The 20,462-nt window shown below is 49.9% G+C and carries 18 protein-coding genes; 17 read left to right on the top strand and 1 reads right to left on the bottom strand.

What is annotated here, in order from left to right:
• Positions 1–6: 6 nt before the first annotated feature.
• Positions 7–1,410: a glycosyltransferase gene (locus tag IPL17_RS07745; protein WP_345306504.1), complete on the bottom strand. Its 1,404-nt coding sequence runs from the start codon at positions 1,408–1,410 to the stop codon at positions 7–9.
• An 83-nt stretch (positions 1,411–1,493) separates the two neighbouring features.
• On the opposite strand from IPL17_RS07745, the gene IPL17_RS07750 reads away from it, so the two are divergent.
• The 17 genes from IPL17_RS07750 (at position 1,494) to IPL17_RS07830 (ending at position 20,458) form a co-directional block, all read left to right on the top strand.
• Entirely contained in the window at positions 1,494–3,092 is a 1,599-nt protein-coding gene (locus IPL17_RS07750; protein WP_345306505.1) for a glycosyltransferase family 39 protein, read from the top strand.
• 88 nt (positions 3,093–3,180) lie between these two features.
• Positions 3,181–3,651, top strand: a complete 471-nt coding sequence (locus tag IPL17_RS07755) for a winged helix-turn-helix domain-containing protein (protein ID WP_345306506.1) — start codon at positions 3,181–3,183, stop codon at positions 3,649–3,651.
• On the top strand, positions 3,648–4,793 hold the full coding sequence (locus tag IPL17_RS07760; RefSeq protein WP_345306507.1) for an NAD(P)-dependent oxidoreductase: 1,146 nt from the start codon (positions 3,648–3,650) through the stop codon (positions 4,791–4,793). The genes IPL17_RS07755 and IPL17_RS07760 overlap by 4 nt, the downstream gene beginning before the upstream one ends.
• Positions 4,717–5,688: a GDP-L-fucose synthase gene (locus IPL17_RS07765; protein ID WP_345306508.1), complete on the top strand. Its 972-nt coding sequence runs from the start codon at positions 4,717–4,719 to the stop codon at positions 5,686–5,688. Before IPL17_RS07760 ends, IPL17_RS07765 begins: the two co-directional genes overlap by 77 nt.
• Positions 5,689–5,745: 57 nt before the next feature.
• Entirely contained in the window at positions 5,746–6,591 is an 846-nt protein-coding gene (locus IPL17_RS07770) for an ABC transporter permease (protein WP_345306509.1), read from the top strand.
• The gene (locus tag IPL17_RS07775) at positions 6,591–7,880 is read left to right on the top strand and encodes an ABC transporter ATP-binding protein (RefSeq protein WP_345306510.1); all 1,290 of its coding nucleotides are present in this window, start codon (positions 6,591–6,593) and stop codon (positions 7,878–7,880) included. Before IPL17_RS07770 ends, IPL17_RS07775 begins: the two co-directional genes overlap by 1 nt.
• A complete protein-coding gene (locus IPL17_RS07780; protein ID WP_345306511.1) occupies positions 7,880–9,481 on the top strand; it encodes a hypothetical protein in 1,602 nt (533 codons plus the stop codon). The genes IPL17_RS07775 and IPL17_RS07780 overlap by 1 nt, the downstream gene beginning before the upstream one ends.
• Positions 9,482–9,788: 307 nt before the next feature.
• Positions 9,789–11,015: a class I SAM-dependent methyltransferase gene (locus tag IPL17_RS07785; RefSeq protein ID WP_345306512.1), complete on the top strand. Its 1,227-nt coding sequence runs from the start codon at positions 9,789–9,791 to the stop codon at positions 11,013–11,015.
• Positions 11,016–11,160: 145 nt separating this feature from the next.
• Entirely contained in the window at positions 11,161–11,382 is a 222-nt protein-coding gene (locus tag IPL17_RS07790) for a hypothetical protein (protein WP_345306513.1), read from the top strand.
• A gap of 56 nt (positions 11,383–11,438) precedes the next feature.
• The gene (gene pseB, locus IPL17_RS07795; RefSeq protein WP_345306514.1) at positions 11,439–12,449 is read left to right on the top strand and encodes a UDP-N-acetylglucosamine 4,6-dehydratase (inverting); all 1,011 of its coding nucleotides are present in this window, start codon (positions 11,439–11,441) and stop codon (positions 12,447–12,449) included.
• Positions 12,450–12,451: 2 nt separating this feature from the next.
• Positions 12,452–13,369 carry an SDR family oxidoreductase gene (locus tag IPL17_RS07800; RefSeq protein ID WP_345306515.1) on the top strand — a complete coding sequence of 306 codons (918 nt, stop codon included), beginning with the start codon at positions 12,452–12,454 and terminating at the stop codon, positions 13,367–13,369.
• 117 nt (positions 13,370–13,486) lie between these two features.
• Positions 13,487–14,557, top strand: a complete 1,071-nt coding sequence (locus tag IPL17_RS07805) for an N-acetylneuraminate synthase family protein (RefSeq protein ID WP_345306516.1) — start codon at positions 13,487–13,489, stop codon at positions 14,555–14,557.
• A gap of 85 nt (positions 14,558–14,642) precedes the next feature.
• Positions 14,643–16,385 (top strand): hypothetical protein, encoded by a 1,743-nt coding sequence (locus tag IPL17_RS07810; protein ID WP_345306517.1) that lies wholly within the window; start codon positions 14,643–14,645, stop codon positions 16,383–16,385.
• Positions 16,385–17,476, top strand: a complete 1,092-nt coding sequence (locus IPL17_RS07815; RefSeq protein ID WP_345306518.1) for a glycosyltransferase — start codon at positions 16,385–16,387, stop codon at positions 17,474–17,476. The genes IPL17_RS07810 and IPL17_RS07815 overlap by 1 nt, the downstream gene beginning before the upstream one ends.
• Before the next feature lies 1 nt (position 17,477).
• Positions 17,478–18,239, top strand: coding sequence for an AAC(3) family N-acetyltransferase (locus IPL17_RS07820; RefSeq protein WP_345306519.1), 762 nt, complete (start codon positions 17,478–17,480; stop codon positions 18,237–18,239).
• A gap of 48 nt (positions 18,240–18,287) precedes the next feature.
• Positions 18,288–19,613 (top strand): DUF4910 domain-containing protein, encoded by a 1,326-nt coding sequence (locus IPL17_RS07825; protein WP_345306520.1) that lies wholly within the window; start codon positions 18,288–18,290, stop codon positions 19,611–19,613.
• A 29-nt stretch (positions 19,614–19,642) separates the two neighbouring features.
• On the top strand, positions 19,643–20,458 hold the full coding sequence (locus IPL17_RS07830) for a glycosyltransferase family protein (protein ID WP_345306521.1): 816 nt from the start codon (positions 19,643–19,645) through the stop codon (positions 20,456–20,458).
• Positions 20,459–20,462: the final 4 nt, after the last annotated feature.

Raw genomic sequence — 20,462 nt, forward strand, 5'->3', positions numbered from 1 at the left:
ATTTCGTCAGATGAATTTTATTCTTCTCGCAGCAAAGGCCACCATCCTTAGCAGCAGTACCCCATGTTTCCAGCGTGAGATGTTGGTGGTGCCATACGTGCGTTCGCGATAGCGGATGGGGAGGTCTACGATCCTTCGGTTTAACTTTGCTGCGCCGAAGATCAAGTCAAAATCGCCGAATGGATCGAAATCTCCAAAATAGGAACGGTTGGCTGAGATCTTGTCGTAATCTTCGCGCCACATGACTTTTGTGCCACACAAAGTGTCCTTAATGGGCTGGCCCAGCAGCCACGAAAAAGCCATGCTGAATAATTTGTTGCCGATAAAGTTCAGTGTGCGCATGGCTTCCTTTTCCATTGGATAAACCAAGCGCACGCCGTTGATAAATTCACCTTTGCCGGAAACGATGGCGTCATAAAATCGCGGCAGGTCTTCGGGTGGGACGGTCAGGTCTGCGTCAAGGATCATGAGAATGTCGCCGGTGGACTTTTCGAAGCCGAGGCGGATCGCATCAGCTTTGCCTATGCCTGGTTGACGGAAGAGCAGGCTCGGGGTGGAGGGGTGAAGCGGCATTTCCCCTTCAATAGCTTCATAGGTGTTGTCGCGTGAATGTCCTTCCACGAAGACGATCTCGGTTCCGCTGCCCATTGTGGGTACACGCTCAAAAATGGATTTGATATTACCAGCTTCATTTCGTGCAGCGATCACTACGGATACGCTGGCGGCGCGTGCTGGTTGCGGCGCGGGGCGCGCGATCACAAAATTTGAAAGCGCTAAATTATGGAACGGCCAGAGCTTTACGAGATAACGGTTTGCGAATCCGCCCAGGGGAAGCGGCCATAGAATTTCCTGCGAGGATCGAATGCTTTCAAAGCCGGCCAGGTGAAGCATGTTATTGACATCTTCAGGGGTCAGCCAGTTTTGATGGAGCATCGGCGCTGCGAGGTTCAATGTTTGCGCAATCGTAAGTGGGATCTGCCAGAGATGATTGTAGAAGTTCAAGATCAGCCGCGTGTGCGGTGTGCACAATCTTTTGGTTTGTTCGAGGGCGCGCTGTACATCCCACAGGTCATTGACTGTGTCGGAAAGGATGATGACGTCAAATGGACCGTCAATGCCGGATAGGTCATGCGCATCCATTTGATGGTACTCAAGTTCAGGGTGTCGTAATTTTGCGCGCTCGATCATGTCGGCAGAGAAATCAATGCCGACTCCGCGTGAGGGTTTCAGGCGCGCAAGCAAACTTCCCGTCCCGCATCCGATTTCCAGCACCCGTTGATTTGGGCTGACAAGAAATTGATATATTTCGATCAGGCGGCGGTGATACCAGCTCCCCATACCGCGCCAGGTATCGCGTTTGCGCGCGACCGAATCCCAGTGAGATTGACGTGTGTTTTGATAGGTTTCCATGAACATCCTTTGATTTTGCCGTCGAGATTATAATTGGTTTTTCCCTGTAGTATTCCATGACGTTAAGATATCAGGTATTGTAGATGCAAAATCAAAAATTTTATTTTTTTCGTTCCCTGTTCCCAGGGAAGATCGTCACGTTGATTTGGATGGGATTTCTGGCAATGGGGATACTCTCCAATCCCTTTATTTCGTATCCGGGCCGCGACGGCGGGATCTTTCTGTATGTTGCTTCGCTCATTTTGAAAGGCAAGATCCCCTATCTGGCGGTCTGGGAAAATAAAGGTCCCCTGGTTTTTTATATCAACGCGCTTGGACTGGCTTTCTCCGGCGGATCCCGCTGGGGGGGCTGGTTTGTGGAATTCCTGTTCTTTTTTATCTCTGGCGTCATTGGCTATCTTGTGATCAAGCATTTGATGGGTGTGATTCCTGCATTGGTTGGGACTTTTATTTGGACTATCTCAGCTGGGAATGTTTTGCAGGGTGGGAATTTTTCAGAGGAGTACTCCCTGCTTTTTAGTTTTATTGCTGTGTTGGGCTTTATGCTGAGTCTGGGACAACCGCACAGGAACATCTACAGTTTTCTGGTTGGTATTTCATTGGGACTAAATATCCTATTGAGACCTAATAATATCAGTATGCAGATTGCAGCCGCGGGTGCTTATTTTATTCTAGCGATCAGTGCAGGGGAATGGCGGTTATTTTTCAAACGGGCTTTGTGGTATGCGATGGGTGCGGTGATTGTTATCATTCCCATTATTTTTTATTTTTACTCGCAGGGCGCGTTGACTGAAATGATCAACGTCGTGCTTGTTTTTAATCTCCAGTATAGCGACGGCTTTGATCTGGCCGGCGTTTTGGATGGCATATTGAGCGCGGCGCGTTCAATTGGCGTGTTTCCCATTTTATTTGCTGTACTCGGGTATCTTTTCTCTTTGTGGATATTGTTTAAGAGCAGGTTCAACGATCCACTGGCAAAATTCTTGTTGATCTTGCTGATCGGCTGGCCGATGGAAGCATTGTTGAGCGCGTTATCGGGGAGAAACTACCTGCATTATTTTATTGGATGGGCGCCTTATGTCGGCTTGCTGTGTAGTTATTCAGTGTATTTGTTTTTACGCCGATTTGGATCGGATTTTGACAGGTATTCAGTTTATGTCCTTCTCTTGTTAATTACAGTGACGCTTGCCGGCAATATGACCACTTGGAAGAATTACGGTACTGTCTTTGCCTATAAATGGTCAAACCCAAATGCTGATCTGGATTATCGTGACCCTGTTGCTTTGTATATCATGGAGAATACAGATCCGCATGATAAGGTGTTGGTTTGGGGATTTCGCCCGATCATAAATTTCGTGTCAGGCAGGGAATCACCGGTTTCGTTTCTGCCATACCCGCTTATCCATGTGGATACTCCCTTGGGAAAACATTGGGCGGACCAATTTTATTCCCAGCTTACGAACGATCCGCCTGTCTTGATCGTGAATGTGATCGAACCTGCCGACCGCGAGCGCATCCCGGATCTCGACCCGGATATCCGCAAGCAATATAAAATAAAGCGCAAGGAGGTTGTCCTGGCTCCAAACCTTCAGGATACCTTTGATTTTATTGAGCAAAATTATGTGCGTATCGGGGATGTTGATGGGTACGATATTTATCGCTTAAAAACAAGTCTGCCCTGAGAAGCGCCTGCGTTCGCGGAAAACATGAAATTACCTTCTGTTATTCTGTTATAATTCAGTCACTGAATTTTGAATTAAAATATAACCTATGGAATCAACAAACGACGAAATCCGCGAACTCTCCCTGCTTGAGCAGATCGAGAGCGACCCAAACGTGAACCAGTCCACACTTGCCACCCAGCTCGGGGTCGCGGTTGGAACGGTCAACTGGCATTTAAAACGGCTCATCGCAAAAGGCGCAGTGAAAGTTTCGCGCGCTGAGCGTAAAAAATTGCGATATATCATCACACCCGAAGGACTTGCGTTGCGGGCGCGCCTCGCTGTGGATTATGTGGAGCGTTCTTTTTCTGTGTATCGCCGCACCCGTCAGCGTGTGAAGGACCATGTTGTGAAAATTCGCCATGCCGGATTTGACCGCGTGCGGATCGTCGGCTCAGGCGATGTCGCAGATATTTGCAAACTCACTTGCCTTGAACAGGGAATTTCGGTGGTGACAGATAAATCGGTGCCAGCGCTTGTGCTGGATGGTTACAAGATTCGATTGGAGGGCTTGGAATGACAGATCATCATGTGTTGATCACAGGCGGAGCAGGGTATATCGGCTCGATCCTGACCTCGGAGCTGCTGCGCGCCAATTACAGAGTCACCGTCCTCGACAGTCTTCTGTTCGGCGGCGAGAGCATTGTCCCGTTCCTGAATCATCCAAACTTTCACTTCGTCAAAGCGGACGTGACCGAGCCGCGCGCTGTGCGTGATGCGGTTAAGCGTGATTGGCAGAAGCCCACTTCAGTTGTGCACCTTGCTGCGATTGTAGGTTTCCCCGCCTGTCAGGCGGTGGGAAAGCAGGTATCCTGGAAGTACAATGTCGAAGCCACGAAAAATGCATTTGGTCAGTCAGCAGATCTGGGCGTGGAAAGATTCGTGTTCGCATCCACGTACAGTAATTACGGCATGTCCGAAGACGGCCAGCCGGTCACTGAAGAGACTCCCTTAAATCCGCAATCCTTATATGCCGAGACAAAGATCGCGGCTGAAGATTTTTTGCTTTCACAAAAAGACTCAACCTGCTCACCATTGCTGTTCCGCTTTGCGACTTTGTACGGAATTTCGCCGCGCACAAGGTTTGACCTGATCGTAAATCAATTCGTATTAGAGGCATTTACAAAACGCTCGCTGATCATTTATCAGCGCGGATATTCGCGTTCCTTCGTTCATATCCGTGACGTGGTGCGCGGCGTGATGATGGGCCTCGAGGCAGAGAAAGAAAAAGTGCGCGGACAGGTTTTTAATTTGGGGACCGATCATGGGAATTACACAAAGAGCGATATTGTAAATCTTGTTTTGAAACGCATGCCCGAAACGGTCGTGGAATATAAGAACCTGACCTTCGGCGGTGACATGCGCGATATTACGGTTTCCTTTGAAAAAATTAAGCGTGTGCTTGGCTTTGAAACCACCCTTGATGTGGATGACGGCGTCCGTGAAGTGTTGTTCGCGTTGAAGACTGGGTTAATAAAGACCCGACCGACGATCGTTATGGAAACGCGCAATTTATTGTTCAATACAGAAAACCTGACAGGTTCCAACAAGAAGCACAAGACTCAGGTTATAAAGGAGAAATCTCATGACAGAAAATTTTTGGCAGAACAAACGTGTGATCGTGACTGGCGGAGCGGGTTTTCTGGGCTCGTTCGTCATTGAAAAACTAAAACAGCGCGGCGCGTCGGATATTATCATTCCGCGTATCGAAAACTATAACCTGGTTGACCCGAACGATATTAAACGCATGTATAGCGATACCCTTGCCGGGGTGGACCCGAAGAATGTGGTCATTATCCACCTTGCCGCGAATGTGGGCGGTATCGGCGCGAACCGCGAGCATCCCGCTGACTTTTTCTACGATAACCTGATGATGGGTGTTGAGTTGATGCATCAGGGCTATAAGAACGGTATTGGCAAATTTGTTGCGATCGGTACGGTGTGCGCTTATCCAAAATTCACACCCGTTCCCTTTAAGGAAGACGACCTGTGGATCGGGTATCCTGAAGAAACAAACGCACCATACGGCCTCGCCAAGAAGATGATGCTTGTGCAGGCGCAGGCTTATCGTGCGCAGTACGGTTTCAATGCCATTTTCCTTTTACCTGTCAATTTATACGGACCACGTGACAACTTTAATCTGGCGACCTCACACGTCATCCCTGCTTTGATCCGCAAGGCGGTGGAGGCGGGCGAGCGCGGCGACACGGAATTGCAAGTCTGGGGTGATGGTTCTCCCACGCGCGAATTCCTATATGTCGAAGACGCGGCGGATGGTATCGTGACCGCTGCAGAAAATTACAATGGCGATCTGCCTGTCAATCTTGGTTCTGGCTACGAGATATCGATCAAGGACCTGTCTGAGATGATCGTCAAATTGACAGGCTTTCAGGGCAAACTAGCCTGGCAAACCGATAAACCAAACGGGCAGCCCCGCCGCGGACTCGATGTTTCCCGCGCAAAGGAATTATTTGGCTGGGGCGCGCAAGTCTCTTTTGAAGAAGGCATGAAGCGCACCATTGAGTGGTTCAAAGCCAACCGAGATAAGATCCGTTAGATGGTTTACAGGTTTGAGCGTTAAAACGTTTCGACCTGCAAGCTTGGAAATGAAATTATGAATGAAATCACAAAGCACGAACCAACTACCATTTACATCAAACCATCCAAAGGTCTGGCTGCGTTGAATCTGCGTGACCTATGGATATACCGTGAGTTGATCTTTTTCATGGTCTGGCGCGACGTAAAGGTGAAATACAAACAGACTCTTTTGGGTATGGCATGGGCTGTGATCCAGCCTGTCATGACCATGCTGATCTTCACCTTCCTGTTTGATCGAGTCGCAAAACTTCCAACAGAAGGAATTCCATATCCAGTTTTCTCCTTTACCGCGTTATTGCCTTGGGGGTTGTTTGTCGTTGCCCTTAACCAGGGCAGCCGCTCGCTCGTGGCGCACAACAATATGGTGACGAAGATCTATTTTCCGCGCTTGATCCTGCCCATGTCATCGGTCTTTGCGGGACTGGTGGATTTCGCCATCGCATTTGTTATTCTGGTCTTTTTGATGGTTTACTATCAAGTGGCTCCCGCCTTGAATTTACTGTGGACGCTTCCCTTTTTCCTCCTGCTTGCCATTGTGACTGCGCTTGGCGTGGCGCTTTGGCTTTCCGCGATCAATGTGCAATATCGTGACGTGAATCAAGCGCTGCCGTTCCTGACCCAGTTTTGGCTGTTTGCCACTCCCGTGGCATATTCCGCCTCTGTGATCTCTGCGAAATGGCAGATCCTGTACTCCCTCAATCCAATGGCTGGTGTGGTCAATGGTTTCCGCTGGGCATTGCTCGGAATTGGAAACGGACCTGATATCACCTTTTGGGTTTCAGCTGGAATTTCAATCTTAATTTTTGTCTCTGGCCTTTTCTACTTCCGCAGTATGGAAAAGACCTTTGCGGATACGATCTAATGGCAACGGCGATCTCAGTCAAAAATATCGGCAAGCAATATAAGATCGGTGCGGCGGAATCGAAATTCCGCTATAACATGCTGCGCGACGTGATCGTGGATACAGTTGCCGCGCCTGTTCGTCTCGTAAAAGCCATGATCGGAAAATCCGACAGACGCTTGAACCAAAATTATGTTTGGGCATTGAAGGATGTCTCTTTTGACCTTGAAGAGGGGAAGGTTCTTGGCATTGTGGGGCGCAACGGCGCTGGAAAAAGCACGTTGCTCAAGATACTTTCGCGTGTTACCGAGCCGACAGTGGGGACGGTTTCTGTGCGCGGACGGGTCGGGTCGCTGCTTGAAGTTGGCACAGGGTTTCATCCCGAATTGACAGGCCGCGAAAATATTTACATGAACGGCGCCATTCTTGGAATGAGACGCGCTGAGATCGATGCTAAATTCGATGAGATCGTGGAGTTTTCTGAAGTCACCCAGTATATTGACACACCCGTAAAACGCTATTCTTCCGGGATGTACCTGCGCCTGGCCTTTGCGGTTGCCGCGCATCTCGAACCTGAGATCCTTGTCGTTGACGAGGTGCTGGCTGTGGGCGACGCGGAATTTCAAAAGAAGTGTCTCGGCAAGATGGGCGATGTGGCGCAGCAGGGGCGCACCGTTTTATTCGTGAGCCATAACATGTCTGCGATTCTACGCTTGACCCAGGAGGCCATTGTCTTAAACAAGGGACAGATGATCATGCGCGCTCCAACACAGGAAGCCGTTGACTTTTATCTTTCATCGGGGCAGGCGCAGGCAGGTCAGCGGGATTGGGGTGTGGAAGATGTGCCAGTGTCGAGCGCTCCGTTTAGACCGATCAGCTTGAAGATTAAGAGTCGAAGCGGAAAGGTGGTGGATACGGTCCGCTCGATCGAACCTGTTACAGTCGAGTTTGAATACCAGCTTGATGCTCCAGTCACAGGTCTGCGTGTTGGCATGTATCTCAGCACCATGCGCGGTGAATATGTGCTGGCTTCATTCGATACTGATGAACCGAATCTTTTCGAGAAGTTTGATTCCCGCAAGTCTGGCCGCTACGTCAGCCGCGCTGAGATCCCGGCTGACATGTTCAATGAGGGTCGATATACGATCGGTGTGAACGCGAGTTCGTTTGGCGTACGCCGTTATTTTATGGATGAGAACGCGATCGCATTCAACGTGGATATTTCCGGCGCGCCTGGTACACATTGGCCTGAGCCGCGTGTTGGCCCGGTTCGCCCGCGCTTGAATTGGGCGATCGAGAAGATGGACTAGTGGCACCAAAATCAACTCTCAAAAAAATTATTGGCGACCTGCCATTCACTGCCGAAATCGATTGGATGCTTCGGTCGAAGAATCGTCCCCGTCATGATCATTTCAATCTAGACCGGCTGCAAAGATCTTTGAAGATGGCGCGGACTGCGGTTGAACCCATTGCAAGAAAAGCAAAGCGCGGCAAGCAGGTTTTGTTCTTTGCCACGCTTCATTATTGGATCGAACAATCTGCTTATCTCGGGTTGGCGCTTGCCGGTCTTGGACATCAAGTCACTTTGTTGACGCTGCCTTATTCCGAGTGGCATAAGGAAAAGGATGGTTTCACACAGCGCCAGCGCGTGCTTCACACAAAGGATGCACTGGCTCCACTGTCTCCTTTGGTCAAACACGATTCAATGCTTGACCTGCGGCCTGTGACCGTTCTTCCCGCTGTGCTCCAGGCGGATGTGAAAGAAGTTTCCCTTTGGGATGTTCAATACACCCTGATGCGTGAAGAAGTGGATATGAATGACGCCGGTGACCGTGCGTTATATGAACTGCGAATCCAGCGAAACACATTTGCCGCAAGAGCGGCCTTTGAATATTTGCAATCGAATAAGCCTGATGTCGTGCTTATCCCAAACGGCTTGATCCTCGAAATGGGAATTGTTTTCCGCGTGGCGCGTTACCTGGGGATTGACGCTGTCACTTATGAATTTAATGACCAGCGTGAACAGATCTGGCTCGCGCAGAATTCATCCATCATGCAGCAGGATACCGACTATATCGTGGATGCGCGCTGCCATTTGCCGGTCACTGAGAAGATGTTCGAGCGTGTAGCAGATCTGGAAAATGCCCGCCGCGGAGCGCGTGTGTGGGGTAAATCAAAACGCCTCTGGCAATATGTCTCTTCACAAGGCGCACAAGAGACTCGTAAAATGCTCAAGCTGGATGATCGTCCCGTGGTGATGCTCGCCGCGAATGTTCTTGGCGACAGCCTTACCCTTGGCCGCGACATTTTTGCCGCTTCCATGACGGAATGGATCACGAAGACCGTCCAATATTTTGCAAAACGACCTGATGTGCAATTTGTCATCCGCGTTCATCCCGGCGAAAAACTTGTCCCGCAAGCAAAATCCATGGGGACGGTTGTACGCGAAGCACTGCCTGAACTTCCCAGCCATATTCACGTCATCGGCGCATTGGACAAGATCAACACCTATGACCTGATCGAGGTGGCGGATGTAGGACTGGCATATACCACGACCGTAGGACTCGAGACCGCTATGAACGGCCGCCCCGTCATTTCCTGCGGTGAGACCCATTATCGCGGACGCGGCTTCACGCTTGATCCAAATTCGTGGGATGAATATTACGCGATGCTCGAAAAAGTTTTGGCGGATATTCCAGCATATCAGTTAAACGAAAAGCAGACCGAGTACGCGTGGAATTACGCTTATCGTTTCTTCTTTGAATACCCGCGGCCGTTCCCCTGGCGCTTGATGAATTTCTGGGACGATCTTGAAGTTTGGCCTTTGGAGAAAGTTCTGAGCGATGAAGGTCTTGCTCAATTCAAAGACACTTTTGATTTTTTGGTAAATGAACCGTTTACATGGAAATAATAAAACCCCCCCCCCCGGGGGGGGGGCCTTTCCCCCGGACCCGGGGGGCCGGGACCCTTGGCGGGGTTTGCCCCGCCCGGCCCGCCAAAAAGGGCCCCCCCCGCAGCCACCAAAATTTTTTTTTTCTCCCCGGGGTTTTTTTTTTAACGGAACATTTTTTTTTTCCCCCCCCCTTTTCCCCTTCTTTCTTTTTTTTCTCCCCAACAAGCTCGGCCCCAAAAAAAAAACTTTCACCCAACCCAACACAAATTAAACCAAAAAAAAAAAAAAAAAAGGGCAACCACGGGGGGCGGGGCCCCCCCTCCCCATGACCAACGAAACAAAACAAAAAGTACGCGAATTCTATGATGATATCGGCTGGCAGCAGGAAGAGGGCGGCTTATATCAAAATGCGCGTTACGATGACCTGCGCCCTGTTGTAAAGGATTATGTCCATGATACTCGCATGCGGGTCAATCGCGGCATTGCGCCAAATGGACGATTCCTGCTGGACGCCGGGTCTGGTCCAGTGCAATATGATGAATATGTTACTTATTCTCAGGGATATGAAAAACGCGTCTGCTTTGACATTTCAATTCAAGCCTTGCGCGAGGCGCGAAAACGGATCGGCGGTCACGGTCTTTTTGTGGTTGGTGATATCGCCAACCTGCCGTTTAAGCAGGAAGCCTTCGATGGAATTGTCTCCATGCACACCATTCATCACCTGCCATCCAATGAACATAAACGCACATATTTGGAATTGTTCCGCGTCCTGGCGGTTGGAAGAAGCGCGGCCATCGTTAACGGCTGGACAAATCCCGCGCTGGTGGGCTGGCTGGATAAACTGATCATTTTCTCGCATCGTCTGCGCCGATTATTACGCGGCAAACCGATGCGCGCTCAACCGCACGACAAGAAAGCCACCTTCGTGAAAAAAACAAATGCGCGCTGGCTGCGTCGTGAAATCGGGAAGGAAATCCCATTTGAGATCATCGCCTGGCGTTCGGCCAGCACACTGACCATGCGGACTTTGATCCACGAGAGGTTCGGCGGCAGGAAAATATTGCAATGGTTGTACCGCATGGAAGAAAAATATCCAAAATTCTGCGGGGGCAGCCGCGGACGATCAAGAAATAATATGCAAAGTCTTACCGACCCAAAATATCTTGTCAAGAGTCAATACAAGGATTCTTCCAACCTGGATGCGCGGATTACGCTTCATCAAAAATTCAGCACGAATCCTCAAGGCTGGCCCAACTGGGTATTTGACCAATTGCTCCACCCCCCGGGAAAGGGGAAAACCCCGGGAAGGGGGGGGGGGCGGGGGGGCCGTGGAAGGAAACTTCACAGCGTGTTCCCGCAGGCTGGACCATCACCCTCTCGGATCTTTCCGATGGAAGGGTGGTTTCGGGGGGGGGGGTGGTTGTTGGGGGGGGGGGGAGTCTTTCGTTTGAGAGGATCGACGCGCAATCCATACCCTACGCGGACGGAACATTCGACGCCGTCATTGCCAACCACATGCTCTATCATGTCCCTGACCGAAGGCGGGCGTTGAAGGAAGTGCGGCGGGTCTTGAAGGATGAAGGTATCCTGTTTGCCTCCACCCTCGGGAAGAATCACAGGGGGTGGGGGTTTGAGCGGCGGGCGGGGCCGGCGATAAATGGTCACCGGCTTTCACGCTCGAAAATGGGAAGGAACAAGTGCAGGAATTTTTTCCGCATGTAGAATTGTCCCATTACCCCGACAACCTGCACGTGACGGATGTTTCCGCGATGATGGCGTACATCCGCTCGATGGCATCCACCGCGGAATTTCAGGAGGATGCGTTTCGGTTGATTGAACGGGAACTCAAAGAGACGATGAAACAGAACGGCGATATCTTTATTGAGAAAGCCGCAGTATTGTTCAAGGCATCGAAATAAATCGTGGACATGTTTGGCAGGTTGCCAAATCGCCAGATAGATAATAAGGAGAACTCATGGACTGGAAAAATCAAGTCGTTCTTGTCACCGGCGGAACGGGGTCGTTCGGCAAGAAATTCACAAAAATTCTATTGGAAGAAAAGCAGCCGAAGAAGGTCATTATCTTCAGCCGCGACGAATTGAAGCAGCACGAAATGCAGGTGGGTGGATATAACGACCCGCGGCTTCGTTATTTCATTGGAGATATTCGCGACCGTGAGCGTCTTGTCCGTGCCATGCATGGCGTGGATATTGTTGTGCACGCGGCGGCGTTGAAACAGGTCCCTGCCTGCGAATACAATCCGATGGAAGCCATTAAGACCAATATCATGGGCACTGCCAATGTGGTCGAAGCGGCTTTGGATGCGGGCGTGAAAAAAGTGTTGATGGTCAGCACCGACAAAGCCGTCAGCCCGGCGAATCTATACGGCGCCACGAAACTTGCCGGGGAAAAGTTGACGATCCAAAGCAACGCATATGCCGGGGGGGCAGCGACCAGATTCTCGTGCGTCAGATACGGGAATGTGGTCGGCTCGCGCGGCTCGATCGTTCCGCTCTTCCTCAATCAACGCGCAGGCGGCAGGATCACGGTCACCGATGACCGCATGACCCGTTTTTGGCTCTCACTTGAACAGGGTGTTCGCTTTGTGATAACCTGTATTGAACAAATGGAAGGCGGCGAAGTTTTCATACCGAAGATTCCCAGCACGAAGGTCATCGATCTGGCGCATGCCATTGCCCCCAACGCGGCAATTGAAATTATCGGCATTCGCCCCGGCGAGAAATTACATGAAGTATTGATCTCGGAAGATGAAGCTCGGCACACCATTGAAGTTGATACGATGTTCATTGTGCAGCCTGCCGAGGCGACCTGGTTTGGATATTCCTGGAAGGATAAGGGCAAAGCCCTGAACGAAGGCTTTGTATATTCCAGCGATAATAATTCAGAATGGCTGGATGTTGACGGCATTAAAAAATATATTGCTCCGTTCGAAGAATTGTTTGCGCAGGGAAAGCTCGAAGGATAGGCATGACCCGCATTCTTGTTACGGGAGTCAGCGGTCTGCTTGGCATAAATCTCGCGCATGAGTTAATGCGTGATTTTGAAATTGTCGGCATGGATCGTGGAAAACTGATGAATGCGCCGTTCAAGATCTGGAAGGCGGATCTGCTGGATGCGGGTGTGGTGGACGCGGTCCTCGACTCTGTGCGCCCTGATTGGGTGATCAACTGCGCGGCTCTTGCCAACCTTGAAGATTGCGAAAACAACTCATCCCTTGCCCGCACCCTGAACACCGATCTGCCAGGGCAAATGGCGAAGGCATGCAAATTTAGAGATATTTCTTTTGCACACATTTCAACAGACGCTGTTTTCGACGGCACAAAAGAAGGTTTTTACACCGAAAATGATGCGCCGAATCCGTTAGGGGTTTATTCGCAAACAAAATTAGACGGCGAATACGCAGTAATGAATGAAAACAACAATGCCATGATTGCCCGCGTTAATTTTTATGGCTGGAGTCTGAGCGGAAAAAGAAGTCTGGCCGAGTTCTTTCACCACAACCTTGCCAATCATAAAAGCATCAGCGGTTTTACGGATGTGACCTTTTGTCCGATGTTTGTCAATCATACAGTGCGGACCCTGGCGAAAATGCTTGAAAAAAAACTGAGCGGCGTATATCATCTGGTTGGGACGCAGCCTATGAGCAAGTATCAGTTCGGGGTGGAAATTGCCCGTAAATTTGGTTTGAATGAAAATGACATCCAGCCGAAATCCATCAATTCTTCGAACTTAACCGCCCGGCGTTCCCACAATTTAGCTCTTTCCACCCACAGGTTATCCACAGATCTGGGTGAGTCTCTCCCTGAGTTCTCCACAGGTTTGGGCGAGTTTTTCGCACAATATCAACAGGGTTTTCCACAAAATATCAAAGGTTATCTGGTGTAGCGGCTGGTTTTACCACCATCCTTACACAAACTTACCCACAGGCGAAAGGCAGTTATCCACAGATTTTGCCAACTTATCCACAGGATACGCTTTGCTATCGACAGAAATGGAGGATGTATGGAAATCAAATTCGGAAAACACACAATTGGACTAAATCACCCCACGTATTTCATTGCCGATATCGCCGCCAATCATGATGGTGATATGGAGCGCGCCAAACAACTGATTCGCCTTGCCAAGCAGGCCGGCGCGGATGCAGCCAAATTCCAGAATTTTGACGCGCCGAAGATCGTCTCCGATTACGGTTTTCAATCCATGAATGGCGGGCAGGTCAGTCATCAGGCGGCATGGAAAAAATCTGTCTTTGAAGTATACAAAGGGGCATCCATTCCGTTTGAGTGGTCAATGACTCTCGTAGAAGAATGTAACGAAGTCGGCATTGACTATTTCTCCTCCCCCTATGATTTTGAGGCGATCGATTTTCTCGATCAGTATGTGGAAGTTTACAAGGCTGGTTCTGGCGAAATTGACTGGATCGAAGCCTTGGAACGCATGGCCTCCAAGGGCAAGCCGTTTTTTGTCGCGACAGGTGCATCCACGATTGGAGAAGTGCAGCGGGCTGTTCATGCCATTTTGAAGATCAATAAGCAGCTTGTCTTGATGCAGTGCAATACAAATTACACAGCCAGTCCCAATAATTATGACCACTTGCATTTGAATGTCTTGAAAACTTTCGGGACTATGTTCCCGGATGTGATATTGGGATTGTCTGACCATACTCATTCAGTCGCGCCAGTACTTGGCGCGGTGACTTTGGGCGCGCGCGTGATCGAGCGTCATTTTACGGACAGCAATGACCGCGAAGGCCCCGACCATAAATTTGCGATGAACCCTGAGAATTGGGCGAAGATGGTCGAAGAGACTCGTTTGCTCGAGCGCTCGCTTGGAAGCCCGGATAAATTCATTGCAGAAAATGAGCAGGAGACACAGATCGTACAGCGCCGCTGCTTGCGCGCGGCGCGTGACATCAAGGCAGGCGAGGTGTTCACCCGTGACATGATCGATGTGCTGCGCCCAGCTACACCGGGCGCGATCAAGCCTGACCAGCTTCAAAATGTCGTTGGAACAAAGGCGTTGACGGATATGCCGCTCGGCAAGGAGTTGCGCTGGACAGATCTTGGCGAGTAAAAATCTGAAGTTCGAAAATCGCACATCATGTATTTATGTATTAGGAGTTCTGCAGTCCATTGTCCGATGAAAAAGGTGCTTCTTTATGAATCGTAAAGTGATGATACGGATTGTCATCTTGCTTGCAGGCGCTGGAATTGCGTTCATTAGTCTGTTTGCCTACCGGTTGGGATTGGATAATGACCCAGGCTGGGGTGGGGGACGGCTGCGGATCCTGGTTTTGGGATTGCTTATTATTTTGTTCGGCTCGGCGTACTGGATCATGCCCGCCATGCAGCGGATTCCGTTCATCGCCAAATGGTCCGTCTTGTTTGAAGCGGATGGCTTGGATGAGATTCCGCTTTCTTCGAAAGCGCGCAGCTCTTTCATGGACATCCTGCTCGCATTGGCGGGAATTATGGCTATCTGGGTGTACATCTGGGTGATTAGTGTTGGTGGTTTCGACAAATTTCCTTCCGGCAGGGATTATTATGGTCTGCTTGCCCGAGCTTTTCAAATGGGGCAGACACACCTGCTGGTCGAGCCTGGGTCCGATTTGTTGAACCTGGAGAATCCCTACGATTACAAACAACGCAAGGATCTTGATTATTTATGGGATGTCACGTTATATAATGGAAAATACTATCTATATTGGGGGCCTATTCCAGCGGTGCTGGGTAGTATCTTTTCATCTGCCACCTCCATTCCTGTAACCGATGCCGGGCTGGTCTTTACCTTTGTGGCCGGCTCTGCACTATTTTCCATCTTGCTCCTGCGCGCGATAAAAAGAGAATATGCATATCCCGACTGGTTGTATGGGGGCGCCGCCCTGGTTTTGTTGGTGAATATTCCCCTTATTTGGATGTTGACCCGCCCAAAGTTTTATGAAGTCTCCGCTGCGGGTGGAATGTTTTTTATGATGGCGGGTTTTTATTTCCTTTTCCTCGCTTTTCGTTCCGCCCCACTGAGTAATTTTTTACTTGCGCTGGCTGCCCTTTCATTCGGTCTGGCGGTTGGGTCGCGCATTAATCTGGCTCCCGCCATCTTTTTTCTTGGGCTATTCATGCTCTGGCGGGTTTACTCTCTGCGCGGAGAAAGGTTGAGCGACTCCTTGCCCGCATTCCTGTCGGTTGTCATTCCGCTTCTTGTGGTCGCAGTTTCACTTGCCTGGTACAACTATATTCGTTTCGGATCGATCTTGGAATTCGGGCATCACTATCAATTGACGGGGGCATCAGTGACGCCTGTGTTCAATGATACGATGTCGCTGAATTACGTATTGCCAAACCTGTATAATTATTTTTTGCGGCTTCCGGGTATCAGTATGCAATTTCCATTTGTGACACTCGGCTGGATTCGTGAAGATATGTGGCCTTCATTCATACAGCCGCCGGCAGGCTATTATTACACAGATCCGGTGGGCGGATTTCCATTTATTGTTCCGTTGATAGGTCTTGTTATTCTATTGGGATTACGGTCTTTGTGGCGCAGCATTAATGGAGATGTTGAAATTCGTGCATCTGATTCTGCCGGGTGGCTGGCATTTGCTCTGTTGGGATATTGTCTGATTCAAACAATAGTACTCCTGATGTACATTACCTCCAACATGCGCTACCTGGTTGATATTGCTCAAGAGACCATCTTGCTATCGGTGATCTTTGCCGGTTCGTATATGAGGACCTTTGCCATTAACCGATTTCAAAAGAAAGTCGTTGGCATCATCTGGATTTTAGCTTCTGCTCTCACCGTCATCATGGGGCTGCTGATCGGTATCACAGGTGATAAGAATAATTTTTTGAATCAAAATCCGCAGGTCTATTATCAATTACTGGAATGGTTTTCCCGTTGATGCGCATTCTCTACTTCTCTCTTGGTTATTGCACTCACGATCATCGCTTCTTGAAATCAATTTCAGACGGCGGGCATGAAGTATTCTTTGTCCAATTGGAAGGTAATCAAAGACAGGTGGAGTCGCGCCCTGTGCCAGTAAATGTGATTCAAGTTATTTGGAAGGGTGGACGAGAACCATTCCGCTGGAGCAATCTCGCCAGGTTAACTTTAGACTTTCGGCGTTTGACCCGAGAGATCAAGCCTGACCTGATCCACGCGGGACCGATTCAAACCTGCGCGTTCATTGCTGTGTTAAGCGGGTTTTGTCCCGTTCTGACCATGTCGTGGGGATTCGATTTGATGGATGATGTCCACCGCAATAAATGGTGGGAATATGTTACGCGTTACACCTTGAAGCGTTCCACGTTTTTTACGAGTGATGCTAAAGTAACTCGTGATTCAGCAGTCGCTTATGGAATGGATTCAAAGAAAACGATCATCTTTCCCTGGGGAGTTGATCTTGAGCATTTCAAACCTAAGACTTTTGACCTTCAATCTACGACCTTCACCCTCTTTTGCAATCGTTCCTGGGAGACCCGCTATGGCGTGGATGTGCTCGCGCGCGCATTCGTAAAAGCGGCGCAGCAAAATGAACATGTGGATTTGATTCTGCTAAATGGCGGTTCCCAGAGCGGACATCTCCGCCAGATATTACAGAATGGCGGTGTGCTGGATCGTGTTACATTCGGCGGACAGATCTCGCAGACCGACCTGCCGCGCTGGTATCATATGGCTGATGTCTACATTTCACCTTCGCATGTGGACGGTTCTTCTGTTTCGCTGATGGAAGCGCTGGCGTGCGGACTGCCTTGTCTGGTTTCAGATATTCCCGCCAATAAAGAATGGGTTGTTGAAAACGAGAACGGCTGGTTGTTCCGCGATGGCGATGCGGATCATCTGGCGGAAAAGATTCTCGCGGCCATCTCTCAAAGGGAGAAGCTCTCCCAGATCGGCAGGGCAAGCCGATGGTCGGCAGAGATGCGCGCGGATTGGAAAAAGAATGCCGAGGTGTTGATGAATACTTATCGAAATCTCATGGAGAGGAATTAATATGTTGAACCATAAGGATTTGCTTGATGGATTTCGTCAGACCAGCGTAAAGCAGGGCGACACGATCATCGTGCATACTTCGTATAAATCGCTGGGTGGGGTGGAAGGCGGCGCGGAAACGGTTATTGACGTGATGCGTGAACTGGTTGGTACGAATGGCACGGTGATGTTCCCTGCGTTCAATTTTCAATCATGGACGGAGACCCATTATTTTGATGTGCTGGAGACTCCGTCGAAGATGGGCATGATCACAGAACTTGCACGCATCCGACCTGACGCGAAGCGGACTCCGCATCCGATCTACAGTTTCTCCGTTTGGGGCGCGCGGGCGGATGAATTCTCCAAAACGGACGATATCGAAGCGTACGGCCCGAACTCTGTTTTTGCATTATTCCACAAAACGAACGGGACGATCGTGAGCATCGGACTGGATTTCAACAGCACGTTTTCTCTGCACCATTATGTGGAATTCAACACAGGTTGTGACTATCGCCGCATCAAGGAGTTCTCCGGTATTTATGTCGGATATGACCGCGAGCCGCGCATCAAAAAATATTCGATGTTCGTGCGCAGGAACGAGCGCGTCAAGACATACATTGTGCCAGGCATGAACGACTTGCTTCATGCAGGTGTGATCAAGGAAGTTCAGGTTGGCGCTGCGAAAGTCCACTTTGCGACCGCGAATGATTTTTACGATAATATGTCCGTTATTGTGCGCGAACACCCTGAGAAACTGCACTATATTGAAGAACCGAAATATTAATTATGCCGTAGGGGCGGAGCATTGCTCCGCCCCTGCAAGGTGACATAAATGAAACCATACACATCCCTAAAATCCATCCTCGCAGAATTCTTCCCGCTGCACCGTACATTGGCATCCGATGATCATGATAAGACGTTGGAGATCATTGGCTCGTACATGCCTGATTCCTCCAACTACACCATCGAGACGTATGCTCCGCTCGAAAAGGCGTGGACATGGTATGTGCCTGAGCGTTATGTTGTCCATGAAGCCTATTTGGAAGTTGAAGGCGGTGAGCGTGTGGTGGATTTCAAGAATAATCCGCTTAATATTGTTTCATATTCCCTGCCTGTTGAGAAGACACTTTCGTTCGAGGAACTTCAGCCGCATTTATATTTCAATGAGAAACGTCCGCATACGATTCCGTGGGTCTTCAAGTATTATGACCGTGACTGGGGATTCTGTCTGCCGAAGAATGTCTTCGATAAACTCCCGCGTGACAAAAAATACCGCGCGGTCATCAAATCTGAATTCGTCACGGATCCCAAACAGGGATTCAAAACGGCAACCGCTGTCATTCATCCTGAAGGTGGAGCGAGCGCTTCGGCAGGCGAGATTATTGTGCAGGCGCATACTTGCCATCCCATGCAGGCCAATGACGATGGCGCGGGTGTGGTCAGCGCTATTGAACTGGCGCGCCGACTCGCTGAAAAGCCATTGCCCGCAGGTTCAATGAGCGTCCGCTTTTGGTTTGGCCCCGAAACCATCGGGACGATCGTTTATCTCTCGCACAACGAAAAAATTATTCAAAACTTACGCGGCGGCATCTTTATGGAAATGACGGGAAATAAAAATAAGATCGCCTGGCATCACACCCGCCAGCATACACACCTGCTCGACCGCATTACTAATTTTATTGTCAGTAAGTTTGCACATGAAGAACGTGATTTCGCCGCGGCTCCTGCGAACGATGAACGTGTCATCAATGGACCCGGAGTCAATGTGCCGTGCATCTCGATCAACCGCTGGCCGTATGACGAGTATCACACCAGCGATGACAACCTCGACATTATGAACGATGATATGCTGGTCGGCGCGGCGGACACGGCGGAACAGATCATCCGCATCTATGCCAGCAATTACATTCCAAAACGCACTTTTCGCGGCCCTGTTTTCCTGAGCGGCAACGGCCTCTGGGTTGATTGGCGCGAGAACTGGGCGCTCAACCGCGCCATTGAGAAGATCATGATGCGCTTCGAAGGCGAGCTTTCCGTCTTTGAGATCGCTGAACAGGTTGGTCTTGATTACTGGATGGTGCGTGACTATATCGAAAAATTCCGTGCGAAAGGATTTGTCACTGCTGAACCGATTCCGTCCGAGGCGCAAAACGCGTAAGGGCGGATCGCGATCCGCCCCAACAATATATGAAGCAAAAAGTTGTAGCCATTATCCAGGGACGTATGTCCTCCTCCCGCCTGCCTGGAAAGATCCTTGCAGACATTGCGGGTCAACCAATGTTGACCCGTGTATTCACACGCACTGCGCGGGCACAAACTCTGGATGAAGTCATCTTCGCCACGACGACAGACGCATCAGACGACCCCGTAGCGGAGTACTGCGACTTTAGCGGCATTCCCTTCACCCGCGGCAGTTTGTTCGATGTGCTTGATCGCTATTATCAAACTGCTCTGCAGGCAAAAGCTGATGTCGTTGTCCGCATCACCGCGGACTGCCCTGTGATTGACCCTGAATTGATCGATAATGTAGTCAACACTTTGCTTGAAGATGAATATGATTTTGTTTGCAACCGCCTCCCGCCGCCGTGGAGGCGAACCTATCCGATCGGTCTGGATGTGGAAGCATGTACTTTCAAAGTGTTGAAAAAGGCGTGGAAGGAAGCCAGGGAACCCCAGCATCGGGAACACGCCATGCCGTATTTTTATGAAGGTGTAAAACTGGAAACAGTCAATCGTCAATTGCAAACCGGCCTTTCCCCGCGTGGATTCAATATCGCTCTCCTTCATCACACCACCAACTTCGGCGATTACCGCTGGACGGTGGATACTCCCGAAGATCTCGAATTCATGCGCCGGGTGTATTCCTGCTCTGACGATCGTGATGATTTCACTTGGAAAGAAGTGCTTGATCTTGTCCACGATAACCCTGAGTTGATGAAAATCAATGAAGGGGTTCAACATAAGACTCTTAAAGATATTGATATTCGCGCAATTAAGAAGTAATACC

The sequence above is a fragment of the Candidatus Villigracilis saccharophilus genome (genome assembly GCF_016711665.1).

Excerpts from the sequence above, each read along its gene's own strand:
- IPL17_RS07745 (WP_345306504.1), bottom strand. The coding sequence starts at position 1,410 with ATGGAAACCTATCAAAACACACGTCAATCTCACTGGGATTCGGTCGCG.
- IPL17_RS07750 (WP_345306505.1), top strand. The coding sequence starts at position 1,494 with ATGCAAAATCAAAAATTTTATTTTTTTCGTTCCCTGTTCCCAGGGAAG.
- IPL17_RS07755 (WP_345306506.1), top strand. The coding sequence starts at position 3,181 with ATGGAATCAACAAACGACGAAATCCGCGAACTCTCCCTGCTTGAGCAG.
- IPL17_RS07760 (WP_345306507.1), top strand. The coding sequence starts at position 3,648 with ATGACAGATCATCATGTGTTGATCACAGGCGGAGCAGGGTATATCGGC.
- IPL17_RS07765 (WP_345306508.1), top strand. The coding sequence starts at position 4,717 with ATGACAGAAAATTTTTGGCAGAACAAACGTGTGATCGTGACTGGCGGA.
- IPL17_RS07770 (WP_345306509.1), top strand. The coding sequence starts at position 5,746 with ATGAATGAAATCACAAAGCACGAACCAACTACCATTTACATCAAACCA.
- IPL17_RS07775 (WP_345306510.1), top strand. The coding sequence starts at position 6,591 with ATGGCAACGGCGATCTCAGTCAAAAATATCGGCAAGCAATATAAGATC.
- IPL17_RS07785 (WP_345306512.1), top strand. The coding sequence starts at position 9,789 with ATGACCAACGAAACAAAACAAAAAGTACGCGAATTCTATGATGATATC.
- pseB (WP_345306514.1), top strand. The coding sequence starts at position 11,439 with ATGGACTGGAAAAATCAAGTCGTTCTTGTCACCGGCGGAACGGGGTCG.
- IPL17_RS07800 (WP_345306515.1), top strand. The coding sequence starts at position 12,452 with ATGACCCGCATTCTTGTTACGGGAGTCAGCGGTCTGCTTGGCATAAAT.
- IPL17_RS07805 (WP_345306516.1), top strand. The coding sequence starts at position 13,487 with ATGGAAATCAAATTCGGAAAACACACAATTGGACTAAATCACCCCACG.
- IPL17_RS07810 (WP_345306517.1), top strand. The coding sequence starts at position 14,643 with ATGAATCGTAAAGTGATGATACGGATTGTCATCTTGCTTGCAGGCGCT.
- IPL17_RS07815 (WP_345306518.1), top strand. The coding sequence starts at position 16,385 with ATGCGCATTCTCTACTTCTCTCTTGGTTATTGCACTCACGATCATCGC.
- IPL17_RS07820 (WP_345306519.1), top strand. The coding sequence starts at position 17,478 with ATGTTGAACCATAAGGATTTGCTTGATGGATTTCGTCAGACCAGCGTA.
- IPL17_RS07825 (WP_345306520.1), top strand. The coding sequence starts at position 18,288 with ATGAAACCATACACATCCCTAAAATCCATCCTCGCAGAATTCTTCCCG.
- IPL17_RS07830 (WP_345306521.1), top strand. The coding sequence starts at position 19,643 with ATGAAGCAAAAAGTTGTAGCCATTATCCAGGGACGTATGTCCTCCTCC.